14 protein-coding genes are annotated in these 15,981 nt (G+C 49.1%); 8 read left to right on the forward strand and 6 right to left on the reverse strand.

The window, feature by feature from the left end:
* Positions 1-130: 130 nt before the first annotated feature.
* A complete protein-coding gene (locus tag J0L70_RS03540) occupies positions 131-541 on the forward strand; it encodes a hypothetical protein (protein WP_017287885.1) in 411 nt (136 codons plus the stop codon).
* A 78-nt stretch (positions 542-619) separates the two neighbouring features.
* Here the strand turns inward: J0L70_RS03540 and J0L70_RS03545 are convergent, their stop codons facing one another.
* Positions 620-799 (reverse strand): YqaE/Pmp3 family membrane protein, encoded by a 180-nt coding sequence (locus J0L70_RS03545; protein ID WP_190648742.1) that lies wholly within the window; start codon positions 797-799, stop codon positions 620-622.
* Between the two features lie 109 nt (positions 800-908).
* On the opposite strand from J0L70_RS03545, the gene J0L70_RS03550 reads away from it, so the two are divergent.
* Complete coding sequence (locus tag J0L70_RS03550) at positions 909-1,712, forward strand: sulfurtransferase (protein WP_287453138.1); 804 nt, start codon at positions 909-911, stop codon at positions 1,710-1,712.
* Here J0L70_RS03550 and J0L70_RS03555 read toward each other — a convergent pair.
* Positions 1,698-3,191, reverse strand: coding sequence for a hypothetical protein (locus J0L70_RS03555; protein WP_287453139.1), 1,494 nt, complete (start codon positions 3,189-3,191; stop codon positions 1,698-1,700). The two genes, J0L70_RS03550 and J0L70_RS03555, sit on opposite strands and share 15 nt — an antisense overlap.
* A gap of 361 nt (positions 3,192-3,552) precedes the next feature.
* Between J0L70_RS03555 and J0L70_RS03560 the strand changes: the two genes are divergently transcribed.
* A complete protein-coding gene (locus tag J0L70_RS03560) occupies positions 3,553-5,853 on the forward strand; it encodes a FecR domain-containing protein (protein ID WP_287453140.1) in 2,301 nt (766 codons plus the stop codon).
* Between the two features lie 66 nt (positions 5,854-5,919).
* On the opposite strand, the gene J0L70_RS03565 is transcribed toward J0L70_RS03560, so the two are convergent.
* From J0L70_RS03565 to rpmI, 4 genes are read right to left on the reverse strand one after another with little or no spacing between them, the layout of a single operon-like run.
* Positions 5,920-6,450, reverse strand: coding sequence for a tetratricopeptide repeat protein (locus tag J0L70_RS03565; RefSeq protein WP_287453142.1), 531 nt, complete (start codon positions 6,448-6,450; stop codon positions 5,920-5,922).
* A gap of 43 nt (positions 6,451-6,493) precedes the next feature.
* On the reverse strand, positions 6,494-7,261 hold the full coding sequence (locus tag J0L70_RS03570) for a transporter substrate-binding domain-containing protein (protein WP_017287879.1): 768 nt from the start codon (positions 7,259-7,261) through the stop codon (positions 6,494-6,496).
* A complete protein-coding gene (rplT, locus tag J0L70_RS03575) occupies positions 7,262-7,612 on the reverse strand; it encodes a 50S ribosomal protein L20 (protein WP_268184459.1) in 351 nt (116 codons plus the stop codon).
* Between the two features lie 53 nt (positions 7,613-7,665).
* Complete coding sequence (gene rpmI / locus J0L70_RS03580; RefSeq protein WP_017287877.1) at positions 7,666-7,863, reverse strand: 50S ribosomal protein L35; 198 nt, start codon at positions 7,861-7,863, stop codon at positions 7,666-7,668.
* A gap of 261 nt (positions 7,864-8,124) precedes the next feature.
* Between rpmI and J0L70_RS03585 the strand changes: the two genes are divergently transcribed.
* The 5 genes from J0L70_RS03585 to infB all read left to right on the forward strand — a co-directional run bounded on the left by J0L70_RS03585 (position 8,125) and on the right by infB (position 15,784).
* Positions 8,125-9,876, forward strand: coding sequence for an iron uptake porin (locus J0L70_RS03585; RefSeq protein WP_017287876.1), 1,752 nt, complete (start codon positions 8,125-8,127; stop codon positions 9,874-9,876).
* Between the two features lie 200 nt (positions 9,877-10,076).
* Positions 10,077-10,538, forward strand: coding sequence for a ribosome maturation factor RimP (gene rimP / locus J0L70_RS03590; RefSeq protein WP_017287874.1), 462 nt, complete (start codon positions 10,077-10,079; stop codon positions 10,536-10,538).
* A 43-nt stretch (positions 10,539-10,581) separates the two neighbouring features.
* Positions 10,582-11,901, forward strand: coding sequence for a transcription termination factor NusA (gene nusA, locus J0L70_RS03595; RefSeq protein WP_287453143.1), 1,320 nt, complete (start codon positions 10,582-10,584; stop codon positions 11,899-11,901).
* An 86-nt stretch (positions 11,902-11,987) separates the two neighbouring features.
* Positions 11,988-12,248 (forward strand): YlxR family protein, encoded by a 261-nt coding sequence (locus J0L70_RS03600; RefSeq protein ID WP_287453144.1) that lies wholly within the window; start codon positions 11,988-11,990, stop codon positions 12,246-12,248.
* 488 nt (positions 12,249-12,736) lie between these two features.
* Positions 12,737-15,784 carry a translation initiation factor IF-2 gene (gene infB, locus J0L70_RS03605; protein ID WP_190649794.1) on the forward strand — a complete coding sequence of 1,016 codons (3,048 nt, stop codon included), beginning with the start codon at positions 12,737-12,739 and terminating at the stop codon, positions 15,782-15,784.
* Positions 15,785-15,981: the final 197 nt, after the last annotated feature.

The raw sequence follows: 15,981 nt of genomic DNA on the forward strand, positions 1-15,981 counted from the left end.
AGAAAATCTTGATAGAGGCTTGCGTCGAGTTCCACCGCAGACTGATAATCGTAGATAGGACTACTTTTCATCTGTTGATCTCAACGGATCAGCAACCACGATTCAGCAACTAACCCAGGAGTATTGTTCAATGGGCGGTGTCATTAACTTAATTAAAAAGCTCTTTAGCGGAATTCTTTCTTTGATTGGACTCGGCGGTAAGTCATCGGGTGGCTATTACATGGAAGCTGAGCCTTTGTCAGCAACCGAAGCTCCGAAAGAGACAAAGCAAGAAACTCAGAAGTTAGCCGCGACTGAGGCAGAAGTTGCGAAACCAGAACCTGCAAAAACGGAAAAGGTCAGTAAGCCTGCAACGGCTGATCTGAATGGTTCAGCCAATGGATCGAAGCCGCCGGTTTCAGCAAATACCTTGAATTTGCCCCAGCCGACTGCTAGTTTCTCAACCACAGCGCCAACCATCACCACTCCTCGTCGCCGTCCTGGCGCAAACATGGGTGCATTCTTGGACATGGCAAAAACGGTCAAGACTCCAAACAGCTAATCTTTAATTTTTTCGCATTAGTTAAAACCGCTCGATCGTAAGATCAAGCGGTTTTCTTGTCAGCCTGTGAGCTTTCATTTAGTAAGCGCCACGTCGTTCTTCGGTCTTTTGTAGATACCAAATTGCGTGAATAATTCCGGGAACCCATCCGAGTAGAGTCAGCAGAATGTTGACAACCAATGCTGAACTAATTCCAGAAGTCATGAAAACAGCGACAGGAGGCAGGACAATAGCGAAGACTAAGCGTAAGAAGTTCATAAGAAGTCTCTAATTTTCGATTTTTTGAGTTAATCCGATTTTCCTGTAATCATGGGCGATCGCCGTCTTCCTGAAGGTAGGATTTGAAAAGACCGATCAGGAGAATGTCATGGTAGAAGTTGCAATCACAGCGGCATGGTTAGCGGATCATCTAAACGATCCCAATGTGGCGATCGCAGATTGTCGATTTGCGCTGATGCAACCCGAACTCGGACGGCAGCAATACAGAGAGGGACATATCCCTGGCGCATATTATTTCGACCTCAATCAAGATCTCTCTAGCCCCGTACAAAAACACGGTGGACGGCATCCTCTACCTGATCCCGAACAGTTTGCCCACAAGCTCTCGCAACTGGGGATCACGCCTTCAACCTTAGTGGTTGCTTACGATGACTCGCGATTTGGATTTGCGGCGCGATTTTGGTGGCTCCTGCGCTACTTCGGACACGAAAATGTCAGAGTGCTCGACGGTGGCTTTGCGAATTGGCAAAATTTGGGCTATCCCGTGACCTCGATCGTGCCGACTGAGCGAGCCGGAAATTTTACACCTGAGATTCAGTCCGATTGGATTGCCGATATTGCAGCCGTCAAAGCCGGAGCCTCAACTTTAATCGATTCGAGAGAGGCAGAACGATATCGGGGAGAACGTGAGCCAATCGATCCGATCGCAGGTCATATTCCCGGTGCCGTGAATTATCCCTGGCAATTGGTCACCGACGATCGTGGATTTCTCAAAACGCCTGAAGCCCTGAAAAAACATTGGTCAGGCATCAAAGATGACCCGATCGTATATTGCGGTTCTGGTGTCACCGCTTGTGTGAATTTGTTGGCCTTAGCAGCAAGCGGCATCGATCGCGCAAAACTCTACCCCGGCAGTTGGAGCGATTGGTGCTCATATTTAGAACAGGGGTAAGTTGAACACCAAGCCAGCCCCAAAAATAAAGCCGTTGAAATTGATGCCTCGCTCTGTGGAATTCCCAAAACTAAAGCCACTAAATAGATTCACTTGAGTTCGAGGCGTAGCATTGTAGGTCACTCGCGCGACGAGTTGATGATACAAATCATCGCGATCTATCTGGGTAAAATGCGACCAAGTAAATTGGTAATCAATTGCCGTTTGCAGCCGAGGGTTGAGGCGATATCCCAAAGTGGTAATGAATGAATTAAGGATCCGACTGCGCTGATCCGGGTCTGCAATGCTCCAGCGAAATTGATAAAACGTATTCAGCGACAATCGCGGAGACAGTTGATCTTGACGGCTTAATTCTAAGCGAAGTGAATGATCGTTAAAAAACTCTTTCCCACTAAAGATCTGCTGTAACCCTCGGCTAGATTCAACTAATTTCTGATGACTCCACCCAATTTCCCCGGACACGCGAGGCGTAATTCGATGAAAAACGCCCACACGAAACCGCAATTCGTCATAATTCAACGATCGAAAATTGCCCGTGAACGTCCCATCGGAGAACCGCTCGCGATATCGCCCAAGTTGTGCATAGCGGACGAGATTGGCATCGATCGAGGTAATCAAAAACGTTTTCCGCCCGATCGGAGGCGCATAAAAGAAGGTTAACCCTGTCCGAATTAGCCCATCATCGACGGGATCACGCTCTGAAAAGACATTCGAGGTTTTGAAGTAGTCCGCTCTTGCTAAGAGAAAAGCAGAAGTTTGGCGCGGACGACTGGGTATCGCGATCGACGGTTGTGGGGCGGTGCGCTCTTGCAATCGCAATGTGCCTAGTTCGGGATCACTTGTCCCCGCTGGGGGATCAACCGCGATCGGCTGAATATTCAATTCTCCTAACTCAGACTTCGGAATCGGACTGAGGCGCAAATCGCCAATCTCCGGATCGACTTGTCCTTCAGTAGGAGGAATCGGCAGGAGTGGAGCTTTACTAGACGTATAAGAACATTGCGCAGTCGATCGCCAACAACGGCTAGAGGGTAAAGGAGGAGAAGGAAAAGATTGATCTGAAAAGGTACGAGTCATACTCGCTTTTTCAGCGGGGGCAGGCAGCACTGCGATCGCCTGGGTTGGGTCTAACCCTGAGGCAGCGGGTGCTGTCAATGACGGGAGCGGCGCAAGATCTTTCGCTTGATACGACACAGAATTGAGATTCGATCGCGTCCTAGGAAACTTTAGGGCAGCTTCAGAAGTCTGGAGTTCCGATGCATCTGTCTGAAGTTCTGGAGTTTGATCTTTTAGCGGTAGCTCCTCTTTAGGTATAAAACTACACTGAGCTTTATCCGTAAAAGCCAGGATAAGCGAGGCGCTAATTTGACCCAATAAGTGGTAGCGTAATTTACATAATTGCTTCTTGTTGCAAACTTGTTTTCGAGCCTTAAGCAGAGATTTCACAGCATTAGGTAATCGTAGAATCGAGCATCTCACAGTCGTTCACCAATCGTTCACCAATCGTTCACCAATTGTTCACGCGCCCTCTATTCAGTAGAGACAGCTTGTCCTAAAGAATAATTTTGTGACTTCTAGATCAAGTAATCCGGAGAACTTCAATTCTTGTTGCATATACAAAAGTAGCCTCGTATCTTCACTTAATCTTGTATAAAGTCTAGTTAAAGCTTGAGCAGAAACAATCCAGATTTTTCGCTTGACATGTAAAGTATTTATGAAGACTACATTGTGTAATTTCACTTAATCATCTCACACGAGTAGAACTGGGTTGAATCTGCTTAGGCTAACCCGCCTCTGGATGCGTGCCATCGCATTCCGTCCTTTTGTTCTTGGAGCGTCTATGTCCCGTAAATTGTTCCTCACGATCGCCTCTTTGATCCTAGGAGTTGGTACTGTGGTTTCCACAAAGGCAGCCTATGCCTTAACTCCACTCACTTCAGCCGAGATCCGGGAAATTGTAAGGCGAGTTCAGTTTGTGCCGAAGGGACAAAGCCCGCGAGATGCCGTCTTATCAGAAATTCTGCGCCCTGATGATGCGCTGCATACGATGAGAGCGTCACGGGTGGGTTTACGATTTAACGATGGCTCTTGGGCACGGGTTGGTGAGATGGCAGTGTTCCGATTTGTGCCTGGAACACGAAATTTTCGTCTCACAAATGGAACGGTTCTCTTATTGATTAAGCCAGGGCAGGGCAGAACGACGATCGATACTCCCAATGCTTCAACTGGAGTGCGCGGATCAGCGTTATTTGTTCGGTATGACGAGCAAACTGAAACGACCGTAGTTGGCGCTTTGACGAATAATCCAGCAGGTCCAATGGAAATTGTGGACAACACAACTGGGCGCAAGGTGCCATTAGAAGCAGGACAAATGGCGATCGTTGATCCCTTAGGAGTTCGGCTTTTCAATTTTGACATGCACCGCTTCTACGAAACGAGCGATATGGTGCGCGGTCTTGATTTGCAGCGACGAGAAGCACAGCCTCATCCAGAACCAGGAATTGCCGCTGTACAAGCAGAAACAGCACAAGCTTTACAAGAGCAAAAACCTTTAACGGGACCGGTGATCGAAAATCCCCGAATGGTGCAGCTAACTCCAGTTCCGGATCCTGCGCCAAATCCCCCTGCACAAAATTCTACTGGCACGGGTCAGCAGTCAGCCCAAACCTCCCCGACCAATACTGCCACAAGTCAACCCAGTACCGGAAACCCACCTTCCCAAAATTCGAGCACGGGAACTGGAGGGACACCTAGCAGTGGACAAACTTCAGGAAACACGACTCCAACCAATCAAAATTCAACTGGTTCCCAACAGAACAACGGTAGAGAACCTGTAGAAGTTGATGCTACCAGAGGCGCACAAAAAGCTCCCGAGAGTACAACGGGCGGTAGTGCTGGAAACGCTACAAACTCGAGTCAACCGAACTCCAATTCAAATCAACCGAACTCCAATTCAAATCAACCCAATTCAAACTCAAATCAACCGAACTCCAATTCAAATCAACCGAACTCCAATTCAAATCAACCGAACTCCAATTCAAATCAACCCAATTCAAACTCAAATCAACCAAACTCTAATTCAAATCAACCGAACTCTAATTCAAATCGCCCCAATTCAAACTCAAATCAGCCAAATCCCAATTCAAATCAACCAAACTCCAATTCAAATCAACCAAACTCCAATTCAAATCAACCAAACTCCAATTCAAATCAACCAAACTCCAATTCAAATCAACCTAATTCAAACTCAAATCAACCAAACTCCAATTCAAATCAACCAAACTCCAATTCAAATCCAACGTCCACCACTCCAAATCCATCTGGCTCCACTCCCAGTAACCCAAATCCGGCAAATTCAGCACCAGCGACTCCCAGATCAGCAGACCCTGCACCAACTTCAGGAGAATCGACTAAGCCTTCAAACAATCCTGCACCAAATCCTCCAGCAAACTCGAATCCTCCAGCAAACTCGAATCCTCCAGCAAATTCGAATCCTCCAGCAAACTCGAATCCTCCAGCAAATTCGAATCCTCCAGCAAACTCGAATCCTCCAGCGAATCCTGGGCAATCTTCCCAACCTGAACAGCCCCGCCAGATTCTAGAAACAACACCCCCTGGAAGAGCTATTCAAGCTTCGCCTGAAAACCAAACTCCTCCCCTTTCACCTACTACACCAGCTACCAATCAAGTTTCAAATCCAATCAATACTCCACCTACTCAACCAGTAGTCGAGCCAACCCAATCTCCTACTAACCCTCCTGTAGAGCAAGCAGCTCCAACCGCTCCAGTCCAAGCCCCAACCCCAACTCCAGTCGAAACTCCTTCAACTCCAGTCGAAACTCCAGGTCCAACTGCTCCAGTCGAAACTCCTTCAACTCCAGTCGAAACTCCCTCAACTCCAGTTGAAACTCCGGCTCCAACTGCTCCAGTTCAAGCCCCAACTCCAGTTGAGACTCCAGGTCCAACTGCTCCAGTCGAAACTCCTTCAACTCCAGTCGAAACTCCCTCAACTCCAGTTGAAACTCCGGCTCCAACTGCTCCAGTTCAAGCCCCAACTCCAACTCCAGTCGAAACTCCTCAACCCCAGAATTCTACGCCCCCGCAGAATTCAACTCCCACTCAAAACTCTGCCCCAAACTAGGAGCGGCACAAATAAAAAAGGAGGACGATCTCTGAATCGTCCTCCTTTTTTTCAACTCAATCAAACTTATGCTGAAGTGACCAATCGTTTCCGCAACGACTCAGCCCGCCGCTTTGCTGTCTGATTGCTCGGTTCGATCACTAAAGCCTGCTCATAACATTCCAATGCTGGCGACGCGAGTTGCTTGCGCTCATAGGAATGCCCAAGATTATTTAACGCTGTCACATACTCAGGCAGAAGCTTCAGTGCTTCTTTGTACTGTTTAATCGCAAGATCGTACTGTTCTTGAGCAAAGTAGGCAAATCCCAAAGCATTGTAGACCGCTGCAAGATCTTGACCTTCGAGCGTTTCAAGCTTGATCGCTTTTTGGAATTGAGCGATCGCTTGAGTAAATAACCGCTTATCGAGCAAAATGCTCCCAAGTTCGTAATATTCTTCAGCAGTGCCTTTTTCTTTGTTCAGTTTGCTTTGAAGTCGAGAAAGAGCGCTCTCGATCCGGCGAGTTTTCAGAACTTGCCGAACCACAAAGAACGCAACACTGCCCAGTAAAACGAGCAAAAGCGAGATGTAAAGGATTGGAGAGGCTACACTATCCATAAGACTATCGTTCGCAAATTAAAAGGCATCTTTTCAGCGTATCTCAAGGAAGTCCCCAATAGTTAGCTCGTTGCTGTAACCATCCTTCAGCTTTCCAGCGTCGAATCACTTGATCTACACTGCGGCGAAGTTGATCAGCCTCAAGCCCTTTCGGGAAAACGATCGCCAAAGGTTCAGTTGAAACTCGAAATGGCAAAACTCGATATTCTGGAGATTCTTGCACCCACCCGGCGAGAATACTCGCATCTGCGGCAAACGCGATCACTGTTCCCGATTCAAGCAACTGCTTTCCCGCTGCATAAGAATCCACTCCAACCAGTTGAAGCTGTGGGAATCGATACTTCAGAGTTGCAATAGTGCTGGCATGATTCAAAACAGCAACCGTCTGATTCGTTAACTCCTGCTCACTCCGAATCGCAGAATTTTTAGTCACAAATCCTGTTCCATCCAAGTAGTAAGGTTCACTAAACGCAACAATTCGAGCGCGAGAAGAGTTTACCGTGACCCGCGCGATCGCAAAATCGACTTTTCCATCAATGACCACTTGCAGTCGATCGCGATTCGAGACGGGTTGAAATTCGATCGCCGCTGAACTTCCCAATAATTCCTCGGCTAATCGCTTCGCAATATCAATCTCAAAGCCTTGCAATCTGCCTTGAGCGTCCCGAAATCCAAGCGGGCGAACATTATCTTTCACCGCAACAACCAGCTTACGGTTTTGGGCGATCTCGGCTGCACACAAAGATGGGGACGCAAACAACTGCGCCCCCATAACGTACAAACTACAGATTGCGACGAATCGCTTCAGCATCTAAGCCTTAACAGCCTTTTCGACAACTTTCGCAAATCCATCGGGATCGAGAACTGCGAGTTGTGCCAACATCTTGCGGTTAATCAAAATATCAGCCTTTTTCAGCTTGCCGATCAACTGGCTGTAGCTCACGCCATGAATGCGCGCAGCAGCATTGATCCGAGTGATCCACAACCGACGAAAATCACGCTTCTTCTTGCGGCGATCGCGGTATGCATTCCGCAATGCCTTCATAACTTGCTGATTCGCGGTGCGGAACAGCTTAGAGTGAGAGCCACGGAAGCCCTTCGCTAACTTCAAAATTTTCTTGCGGCGTTTCCGAGCAACATTGCCGCGCTTAACCCGTGCCATGTTTCACTATCCTTGACTAATTTTTAATATTGCGATCGTGTCTCAGCCAACCCTTAGAGATAAGGCATCATCAACCGAACGTTGTCTGCATCGCGCTCGTTCACCAAATCGCCTCCTGCGATCCGACGACGGCGGCTCATACTCTTATGGAATAAAAGGTGGTTTCCGTGAGTGCGACGGCGTTGGATCTTGCCGCCACCAGTTGCTTTGAAACGCTTTTGTGCAGATTTGCGGGTTTTCAGCTTCGGCATGGGTTTGCTCTAATTCGACACAGTTGTCAATCGTACTACAAATTTAAAGATTTAGGCAAATTCGATCCATTTCAGTTTTCTAACATTGTTCAGAAAACCAGAAAATGTGTTGGGCATAGACTTTAATCGATAATAATGTCCGGCAAATCCCGAAGGCACTTTTACCCGCTGAGATCCCTTAACCGTATAGCTTTAAGAATAGACTGCGCTAAAAGAAATACGCGGCAGCAGGATTTATTCGTCGTTTTTATTCGTGGTGAGATGATGAAGGTGAAAAAATTAAAATTTGAGATGCAGGTGAGCCTAGCGAGCCTGGTTGCGGGATCGATCAGTTTAGCTGCCGGAAATGCGATCGCGGCTGAACCCACCTCCGAGTTAAATCAAATCCCTTCCGTCTCTGAGTTGAGCCGTCCAACAGCTCCAACAATGTCACAAGTGACCTCTGTATCACAGCTTTCAGATGTCAGACCGACCGATTGGGCGTTTCAGGCATTGCAATCCTTGGTAGAGCGGTATGGCTGTATTGCAGGCTATCCCGATCGCACCTATCGCGGCAATCGTGCCTTGACCCGATACGAATTTGCAGCAGGATTGAATGCCTGTCTCGATCGCGTCAACGAATTAATCGCGGCTGCCACTGCTGATCTAGTCAAGAAAGAAGATTTAGCAACCCTACAAAAGCTCCAAGAACAATTTGCCGCAGAACTGGCAACCCTGCGCGGACGCGTGGACTCTCTCGAAGCGAGAACCTCAACGCTGGAAAAACAGCAATTCTCCACAACGACTAAGCTCTCTGGAGAGGCAATTTTCAGTGTGGCAAATGGCTACGAGTCAGGCGATGCCGGAAATGATGCCAATACCGTCTTCAACAACCGTGTCCGCCTCAATCTCAACACGAGTTTCACTGGAAAAGACCTGTTAATCACTGGATTGCAGGCTCAAAACTTCGGTGCAAGTGGAATTGCAGGGGGTAGCGGCTCTAGTATTGCTCAAACCTTGGGCTATGCTGATCCCGTCTTTGGCTCTAACAGCAATGTCAGACTTTCTTACGAGCCTCAGTTTCCCACAGTTGATCCTTCAACGCTGACTGGAAAAGGCGCAAACAATAGCCTGTCTCTCTACAAACTGCTTTACATCTTTCCCGTTGCAGACAAAGTCACCGCATTTGCTGGAACGAGTGCAGAAGTTTCGGACGCGTTCCCATCCGTCTTGCCCTGGGCAAGTGAAGGACAGGGCGCACTCTCTCGCTTTGCGTCGCTTCCAGCCGCTCAGCGAGTTTCCGGTGGAACCTCTCAAACAGGTTTAGCAGCGGCAGCAGGGGTGATCTTTAATATCTCCGACGCGATCGACTTCCGGGCTTTGTATGGAAGTGTCAACGCGAACATTCCTGGCAACCGTGGCTTAGGCGGTGGGACTCCACTGGGCGCAGGCGTTGGCGGCGGAAGCTACGTTGCAGCGGCTCAACTGACGGTAAAACCCAGTCAGGCGTTCACCGTAGCACTGAACTACGCTCATAGTTATCACCAAATCAATATTTTGGGTACGGGTCTGAGCAGTTCTGATATTGGCGCAGTCAATCTACCAGGCGGTTTGACCTTAGGAAATCTGAACCAAGGGATCAAAATGAACACCTTGGGCGCAACTGCCGCATTCCGCCTCTCGCAAAACATCACCTTAGCAGGCTCTTACAGCCATATCTTTGCAGATCTCGTCGATGTCGATGCAGGAACAAACTTTAACTCCTGGTTGGTCGGACTTTATGTGACCGATATTCTCAAAAAGGGCAATTCAGCGGGTCTGATTTTTGGTCAACCGTTGAAGCGAGTCAGCACAGATGGCATTGCAAGCAATCCTGAAAATCGCACCCCTTATCAGGTTGAAGGCTTTTTCAACTTCCGAGTCAACGACAATCTGAGCATTACACCCGGAGTGTTTGCCATCTTTAATCCAGAAGGACAGAGCACGAATGGAACAGCGATCGTGCCGGTAATTCGGACGACCTTTACGTTCTAGTAGGGGATAGGGAGTGGGGAATAGGGGAACGTTGGGTTACTCTCCACTCCCCACTCCCCACATAAAAAACGGGCGACTCTGAAATTTTTCGCTAAACTTGGGTTGGAAGAACAGTAACTCTGTTTGACCGAACTCCATGAAATCAGTCGTTTCATGAGAAGTGGGCATTGTCCCACTTTTTTATTTGGAGAAGTTGTTCGATGGCACATCCTTTGATTCCTCAAGTTTTAGAAGTTGCGGCTCCAGTCGCGGAGACGCTCGGTCTAGAAGTGGTTCATGCGGTGTTTCACACGAATCAGAATCCTCCTGTCCTCAGAATTGATGTGCGTAATCAACAAGCCGATACGGGACTTGTGGATTGTGAACGGATGAGTCGGGCATTGGAACCGATTCTGGATGAATTGATTCCGGATCAGTATGTGCTGGAAGTTTCTAGCCCCGGAATTTCTAAATTGCTGACGAGCGATCGAGAATTCATTTCTTTCCGCGGCTTTCCCGCCATGGTCACGACATCAGAACCTTATCAAGGTCATATCTACTGGGAAGGCAATCTGATTCGACGCGACGAAACCAACGTCTACATCAGCAAAAAAGGACGTACAATTTCGATTCCTCGAACCCTGATCACGAGCGTTCAACTGACCGAAAGCGAAGAAGACTAATTTCCTGACAATTCAATATTTAGTACCTACGGAGATTTTCCCTATGTCAATGGTCGCCTTGCCCGGACTCAAAGACATGATTGACGGCATTAGCCGTGAACGTAATTTACCCAAGCACTCAGTCCAAGCCGCGCTCAAAGAAGCCCTAATGAAGGGATACGAGCGGTTTCGCCGCACTCAGAGAATCGATGGCGATGGGTTTGACGAAGAATATTTCAATAACTTCGAGGTCGAACTTGATGTCGAAGAAGAAGGCTTCCGCGTATTAGCTACGAAAACGATCGTAGATGAAGTCGATAATTCAGATCACCAAATTTCTTTGACCGAAGTACAAGAAGTTGCACCTGAAGCTCAAACAGGCGATACAGTCGTGCTGGATGTCACCCCCGATCAAGGTGATTTCGGACGCATGGCAGCGATCCAAACCAAGCAAGTTTTGGCGCAAAAGCTGCGCGATCAACAGCGAAAACTCGTTCAAGAAGAATTCCAAGACCTCGAAGGCACAATTTTGCAAGCGCGAGTTCTACGATTCGAGCGGCAGTCGGTGATTATGGCAGTCGTGAGCGGGTTTGGGCAGCCAGAAGTCGAAGCAGAACTGCTCAAACGGGATCAACTGCCAAACGACAATTACCGCGCCAATGCAACGTTCCGCGTTTATCTCAAAAAAGTCAGTGAAGGATCGCACCGAGGCCCACAGTTGCTCGTTTCCAGAGCGGATGCAGGTCTGGTCGTTTACTTGTTTGAAAACGAAGTGCCTGAGATTCAAGATGATGTGGTGCGGATTGTTGCAGTGGCGCGCGAAGCGAACCCTCCTTCCCGCCATGTTGGACCTCGGACTAAAATCGCTGTTGATACTTTAGAACGAGATGTTGATCCAGTTGGAGCCTGCATCGGGGCGCGCGGCTCTCGCATTCAAGCGGTGGTCAATGAATTGCGCGGTGAAAAGATCGATGTCATTCGATGGTCGCCCGATCCGTCCACTTATATTGCCAATGCACTAAGTCCAGCGCGAGTGGATGAAGTGCGCTTAGTTGATCCCGAAGGTCGGCAAGCGCATGTATTAGTCGGTGAAGATCAATTGAGTTTAGCGATCGGCAAAGAAGGTCAAAACGTTCGTCTGGCTGCTCGTTTAACCGGCTGGAAAATTGATATCAAAGACAGCCGTAAATATGATGAAGCGGCTGAAACTGAGAAGATTTCGGCTCTAATCGAAGCACGTCGCCAATCTCAACCCGCCATGGATGAGTATGACGATGAGGATGACTACGAAGAAGAGGAAGTCGCGATCGCTCCTCCAGTCCCAGAACCTGACGAAGAACCCGAATTCGAAGAAGAACCCGAACTCGAAGAACAGCAAGTCTAGAAATTGAGTGCTGCTCACTTTAAGCGAGTTAGAAAAAATGCAGGATGAGATCGCTAAAATTGAGATCTCATCCTGTGTTGTTTTTCATGCTCCCGAATTACCGTCGCTGCATCTGTTGTCGCAAAGTCGCACCAAAAGCCGAGTTTTTGCGTATCGTTCGTCTCCATCCATCGCATGAAATCGCGATCGATACTGGCATGGGACGCTCCGCCTATCTCTGCCCGACCGCAGACTGTCTCAAAGCAGTTCAAAAAAAAGATCGCCTCAGTCGCGTCCTCAAAGCCCCCGTCCCGCCTGAGATCTACCAAACTTTACAACCCTCGCTTCAGCCAAAAACGAAAATCTAAACTTGCAGAACATCTTTTCCAACTCTTCTCCTGCGATATACTAGGGATAATGTCCAAATTATTTTTGTCTCCCTGTCCTGTCGTTAGGAGATTTGCCGCCCCTTGCTCTGAGTCAGTCTTCTGTGTCCTCTCTTCAGTTTCAGCCCCAGAGCAACTCAGATCTGTACAGCGGGGAGGGTGACTACTCACCAACATTACTGCTAAGAATTGATCGCACCATCTGCGATCGCTCAGCTAGTCTTGTGCATTTATCAAACTGCTCAGCGACAAATTGCGTTCTGAGCTACCATGCTACTTAAAGACCATTAAAAACTTGTGAGTTAAGACCACAAAATTTTAAGAACATGCAACGCTAAGAGGGTAACGTCTTCATCAAGTATTAATTTAGATAGTTCAATTATACTATCAAAACCCGAAAAAACCTGTCGTTTTAGTTAAAACAGAAGGTCACTATGTAACACCCAACGATCGAACGAGGGAAAGAGTGGATGAACAACGGCAAAATTAGAATTTACGACCTATCGAAAGAGTTAAATCTCGACAATCGAGATATACTCGCCATCTGCGAACAACTAAATATTCCGGTTAAAAGTCATAGCAGCACGATTACAGAAGCGGAAACTGAACAAATCCGCGCTGCTGCCCAAAAGTACGCTGCCAGCCACCCATCTCCGGCAAAAAGCGCACCCCGTTCTACCCCCCAATCTGTTGAATCTCGAAAGAAAACGCCCTTGAATATTCAGAAGAAACAGCAAATTCTCGAAATCCGTCGCCCTATTACGCGATCGACCGCCGCAGCGGAAGCCTCAGAGGTTCGCCCGCCGCAATCACCGACTGCACCCCAAGCGCCCTCTGCTCGCGCAGCAGAGCCTCCTCGTCCGAGCCGCCCTGCGACTGCTTCAGCGCCGAGCCTGACCGAAGCACCGACCCCAACTGAGCCGCCCGCTTCTGAACCTCAAGTTGAAGTATCTTCGGCTCCTCCTGTAGCTCCGGCAGAACCTGTGGAAGAACGTGCTGTACAGCCCAGTGCTCCAGCTCCAACCCTGCAAACTCCAGCGCCAGCGCGCCCCGCTACTCCAGCACCAGCGCGTCCTTCGCTCGTGAACAAACCCGTACTCAAGCGGGACAAGCCAGCCGCGAGTGAGGCAGGAAGTTCTGATAATCGTCGCCCGACGAGAGAAGGCAGCGGCGAAAAACCCCAGCGTCCTAGCATCAATCGCCGTCCTGGCGGACCTGTGAAGCCGGGAGAAGCTGCTCCAAAACCGCAGCAAATTGTGGAACTGCGGAGACCCAAACCTGCGCAAGCTGAAGACGCATCTGCCTCAGAAGGAGCGACTGCTCCAGTGCTGCGGAATCGCCCTGTGAAGCCTGCTGCTCCAGATCCAACCGCACCCGCTCCGGATCTCACACTGAACAAACCAACTCCCCCTCGTAGACGCACAAAAGGCTGGGAGGAAGAAGAGGAAGACGTTCAAGAAGTCGAAAAAGCCGCGAAGCTGGGTAAAGGCAAGCGTCGCGCTCAGCCTAGAATTCAGGATGACGACGACGACGATCTCGATCTGTTCGGCAATGACGATGAGGGAGCAGTGAGTTCTGCTCAAGTTAGCCTCTCGCTTGCTCGTCCCGCCAAACCGAAAAATCTGCCTGGACAACAGCAAGTTCGCCCGGTTGCAACAGCAGCGCCGACTCAGCGCAAACGGAATAATTTCCGCGATCGCCGCAATCGGAACAACGAACCCGAAAAACAAGAGCGTCCTGAAATCATTACCTTAACGGGTGGGTTAACCGTTCAAGAATTGTCAAATCTCTTGGCGATTTCACCGACGGAGATCATTACCAAGCTCTTTATGAAGGGCATCGCGGCAACGATCACTCAGATGTTGGACGTTCAAACTGCCACGATGGTGGCAGAAGAGTACGACATCCTTGTGGAAGTCGGTACCAAAGAAGCAGCAGCCAAGAAACTGACTGAGATGATCGATGCGGATGATTTAGATTATCTGCACCGCCGTCCACCGGTCGTCACGATCATGGGTCACGTAGACCACGGTAAAACCACCCTGCTCGACTCAATTCGGAAAACGAAAGTTGCAGCCGGAGAAGCAGGCGGTATCACCCAACACATTGGGGCATATCACGTCGATGTCATGCACAACGACGCGATGCAACAGGTCGTCTTCTTGGATACACCGGGTCACGAAGCGTTCACTGCAATGCGGGCACGTGGGGCACGGGTCACTGACGTAGCGATTCTTGTTGTTGCAGCCGATGACGGGGTACAGCCTCAGACGGTTGAAGCGATCAGTCACGCGAAGGCAGCAGAAGTGCCGATCATCGTGGCGATTAACAAAGTAGATAAAGAAGGGGCACAGCCCGATCGCGTTAAGCAAGAATTAACCGAGTACAACCTTGTGCCGGAAGAATGGGGTGGCGATACGATCATGGTTCCGGTGAGTGCGTTAACCGGGGACAATCTCGATACGCTGCTCGATATGATTCTGCTCGTCTCTGAAGTTGAGGATCTGTCGGCAAATCCGGATCGTCCTGCAAGAGGAACCGTGATTGAAGCGCACTTAGACAAGGCAAAAGGTCCTGTCGCGACCTTGCTGATTCAGAATGGTACGCTGCGTGTCGGTGACGTGTTGGTTGCTGGATCTGCCTTGGGTAAAGTGCGGGCAATGGTTGACGATCGCGGTCATCGCGTTCAAGAAGCTTCGCCCTCATTTGCAGTGGAAGTCCTCGGTTTGAGCGATGTTCCAGCCGCAGGGGATGAATTCCAAGTCTTCCAGGATGAGAAGGAAGCACGGGCAACCGCTTCGGATCGGGCTGATGAGCAACGACAGTCGAGACTGTTGGCGGCGATGTCTTCTCGTCGGGTGAGCTTGAATACGCTTTCAGCAAAGGCGCAAGAAGGCGAACTCAAGGAATTGAATCTTGTCTTGAAGGCGGACGTACAGGGATCGATCGAAGCGATTCTGGGTGCGTTAAGCCAGTTGCCTCAGAACGAAGTGCAGGTGCGGGTCTTGTTCTCAGCTCCGGGTGAAATCTCAGAGACAGACGTTGACTTAGCAGCGGCTTCTGATGCAGTCATTATTGGCTTCAACACCACATTAGCTCCCGGTGCGCGTCAAGCCGCCGATCGAGCAGGTGTTGATGTCCGCGACTACAACATCATTTACAACTTGTTGGATGATGTTCAGGGTGCGATGGAAGGTCTGCTCGAACCTGAATTGGTTGAAGAGGCACTTGGACAAGCAGAAGTGCGGGCAGTATTCCCGGTTGGACGGGGTGCTGTTGCGGGCTGTTATGTTCAGTCAGGTAAGCTGATTCGGAACTGTAAGATTCGGATTCATCGCGGTGGTAAGCTCATCTACTCTGGCACTTTGGATTCACTGAAGCGGATGAAAGAAGATGCGCGGGAAGTGAATACGGGTTACGAGTGCGGTATCGGTCTGGATGACTTCAAAGATTGGGTTGAAGGCGATACCATCGAGGCTTATAAGATGGTCACGAAACGTCGCACGTTAGCTCGATAATTTGATTCAATTAAAACCGCTCCTCTTTGGTTGAGGGGCGGTTTTTTTATGGAAATCACGATCGACGCCATTAGTCGAAGAATCAGTCAACGAGCAAAATCTATACGGTATCGACATAATTCTAGGTAGAGTGTAATGATATGCTGTTGCATAGAGCACTATGTTTTATTTCATCAAGGTGATCATCTACAACTCTC

Source organism: Leptolyngbya sp. UWPOB_LEPTO1 (genome assembly GCF_017302695.1).
Lineage (GTDB): Bacteria > Cyanobacteriota > Cyanobacteriia > Leptolyngbyales > Leptolyngbyaceae > Leptolyngbya > Leptolyngbya boryana.

What these genes read in the sequence shown, in the direction of transcription:
- J0L70_RS03540 (WP_017287885.1), top strand. Translation starts at nt 131, where the DNA reads ATGGGCGGTGTCATTAACTTAATTAAAAAGCTCTTTAGCGGAATTCTT.
- J0L70_RS03545 (WP_190648742.1), bottom strand. Translation starts at nt 799, where the DNA reads ATGAACTTCTTACGCTTAGTCTTCGCTATTGTCCTGCCTCCTGTCGCT.
- J0L70_RS03550 (WP_287453138.1), top strand. Translation starts at nt 909, where the DNA reads ATGGTAGAAGTTGCAATCACAGCGGCATGGTTAGCGGATCATCTAAAC.
- J0L70_RS03560 (WP_287453140.1), top strand. Translation starts at nt 3,553, where the DNA reads ATGTCCCGTAAATTGTTCCTCACGATCGCCTCTTTGATCCTAGGAGTT.
- J0L70_RS03565 (WP_287453142.1), bottom strand. Translation starts at nt 6,450, where the DNA reads ATGGATAGTGTAGCCTCTCCAATCCTTTACATCTCGCTTTTGCTCGTT.
- J0L70_RS03570 (WP_017287879.1), bottom strand. Translation starts at nt 7,261, where the DNA reads ATGCTGAAGCGATTCGTCGCAATCTGTAGTTTGTACGTTATGGGGGCG.
- rplT (WP_268184459.1), bottom strand. Translation starts at nt 7,612, where the DNA reads ATGGCACGGGTTAAGCGCGGCAATGTTGCTCGGAAACGCCGCAAGAAA.
- rpmI (WP_017287877.1), bottom strand. Translation starts at nt 7,863, where the DNA reads ATGCCGAAGCTGAAAACCCGCAAATCTGCACAAAAGCGTTTCAAAGCA.
- J0L70_RS03585 (WP_017287876.1), top strand. Translation starts at nt 8,125, where the DNA reads ATGATGAAGGTGAAAAAATTAAAATTTGAGATGCAGGTGAGCCTAGCG.
- rimP (WP_017287874.1), top strand. Translation starts at nt 10,077, where the DNA reads ATGGCACATCCTTTGATTCCTCAAGTTTTAGAAGTTGCGGCTCCAGTC.
- nusA (WP_287453143.1), top strand. Translation starts at nt 10,582, where the DNA reads ATGTCAATGGTCGCCTTGCCCGGACTCAAAGACATGATTGACGGCATT.
- J0L70_RS03600 (WP_287453144.1), top strand. Translation starts at nt 11,988, where the DNA reads ATGCTCCCGAATTACCGTCGCTGCATCTGTTGTCGCAAAGTCGCACCA.
- infB (WP_190649794.1), top strand. Translation starts at nt 12,737, where the DNA reads ATGAACAACGGCAAAATTAGAATTTACGACCTATCGAAAGAGTTAAAT.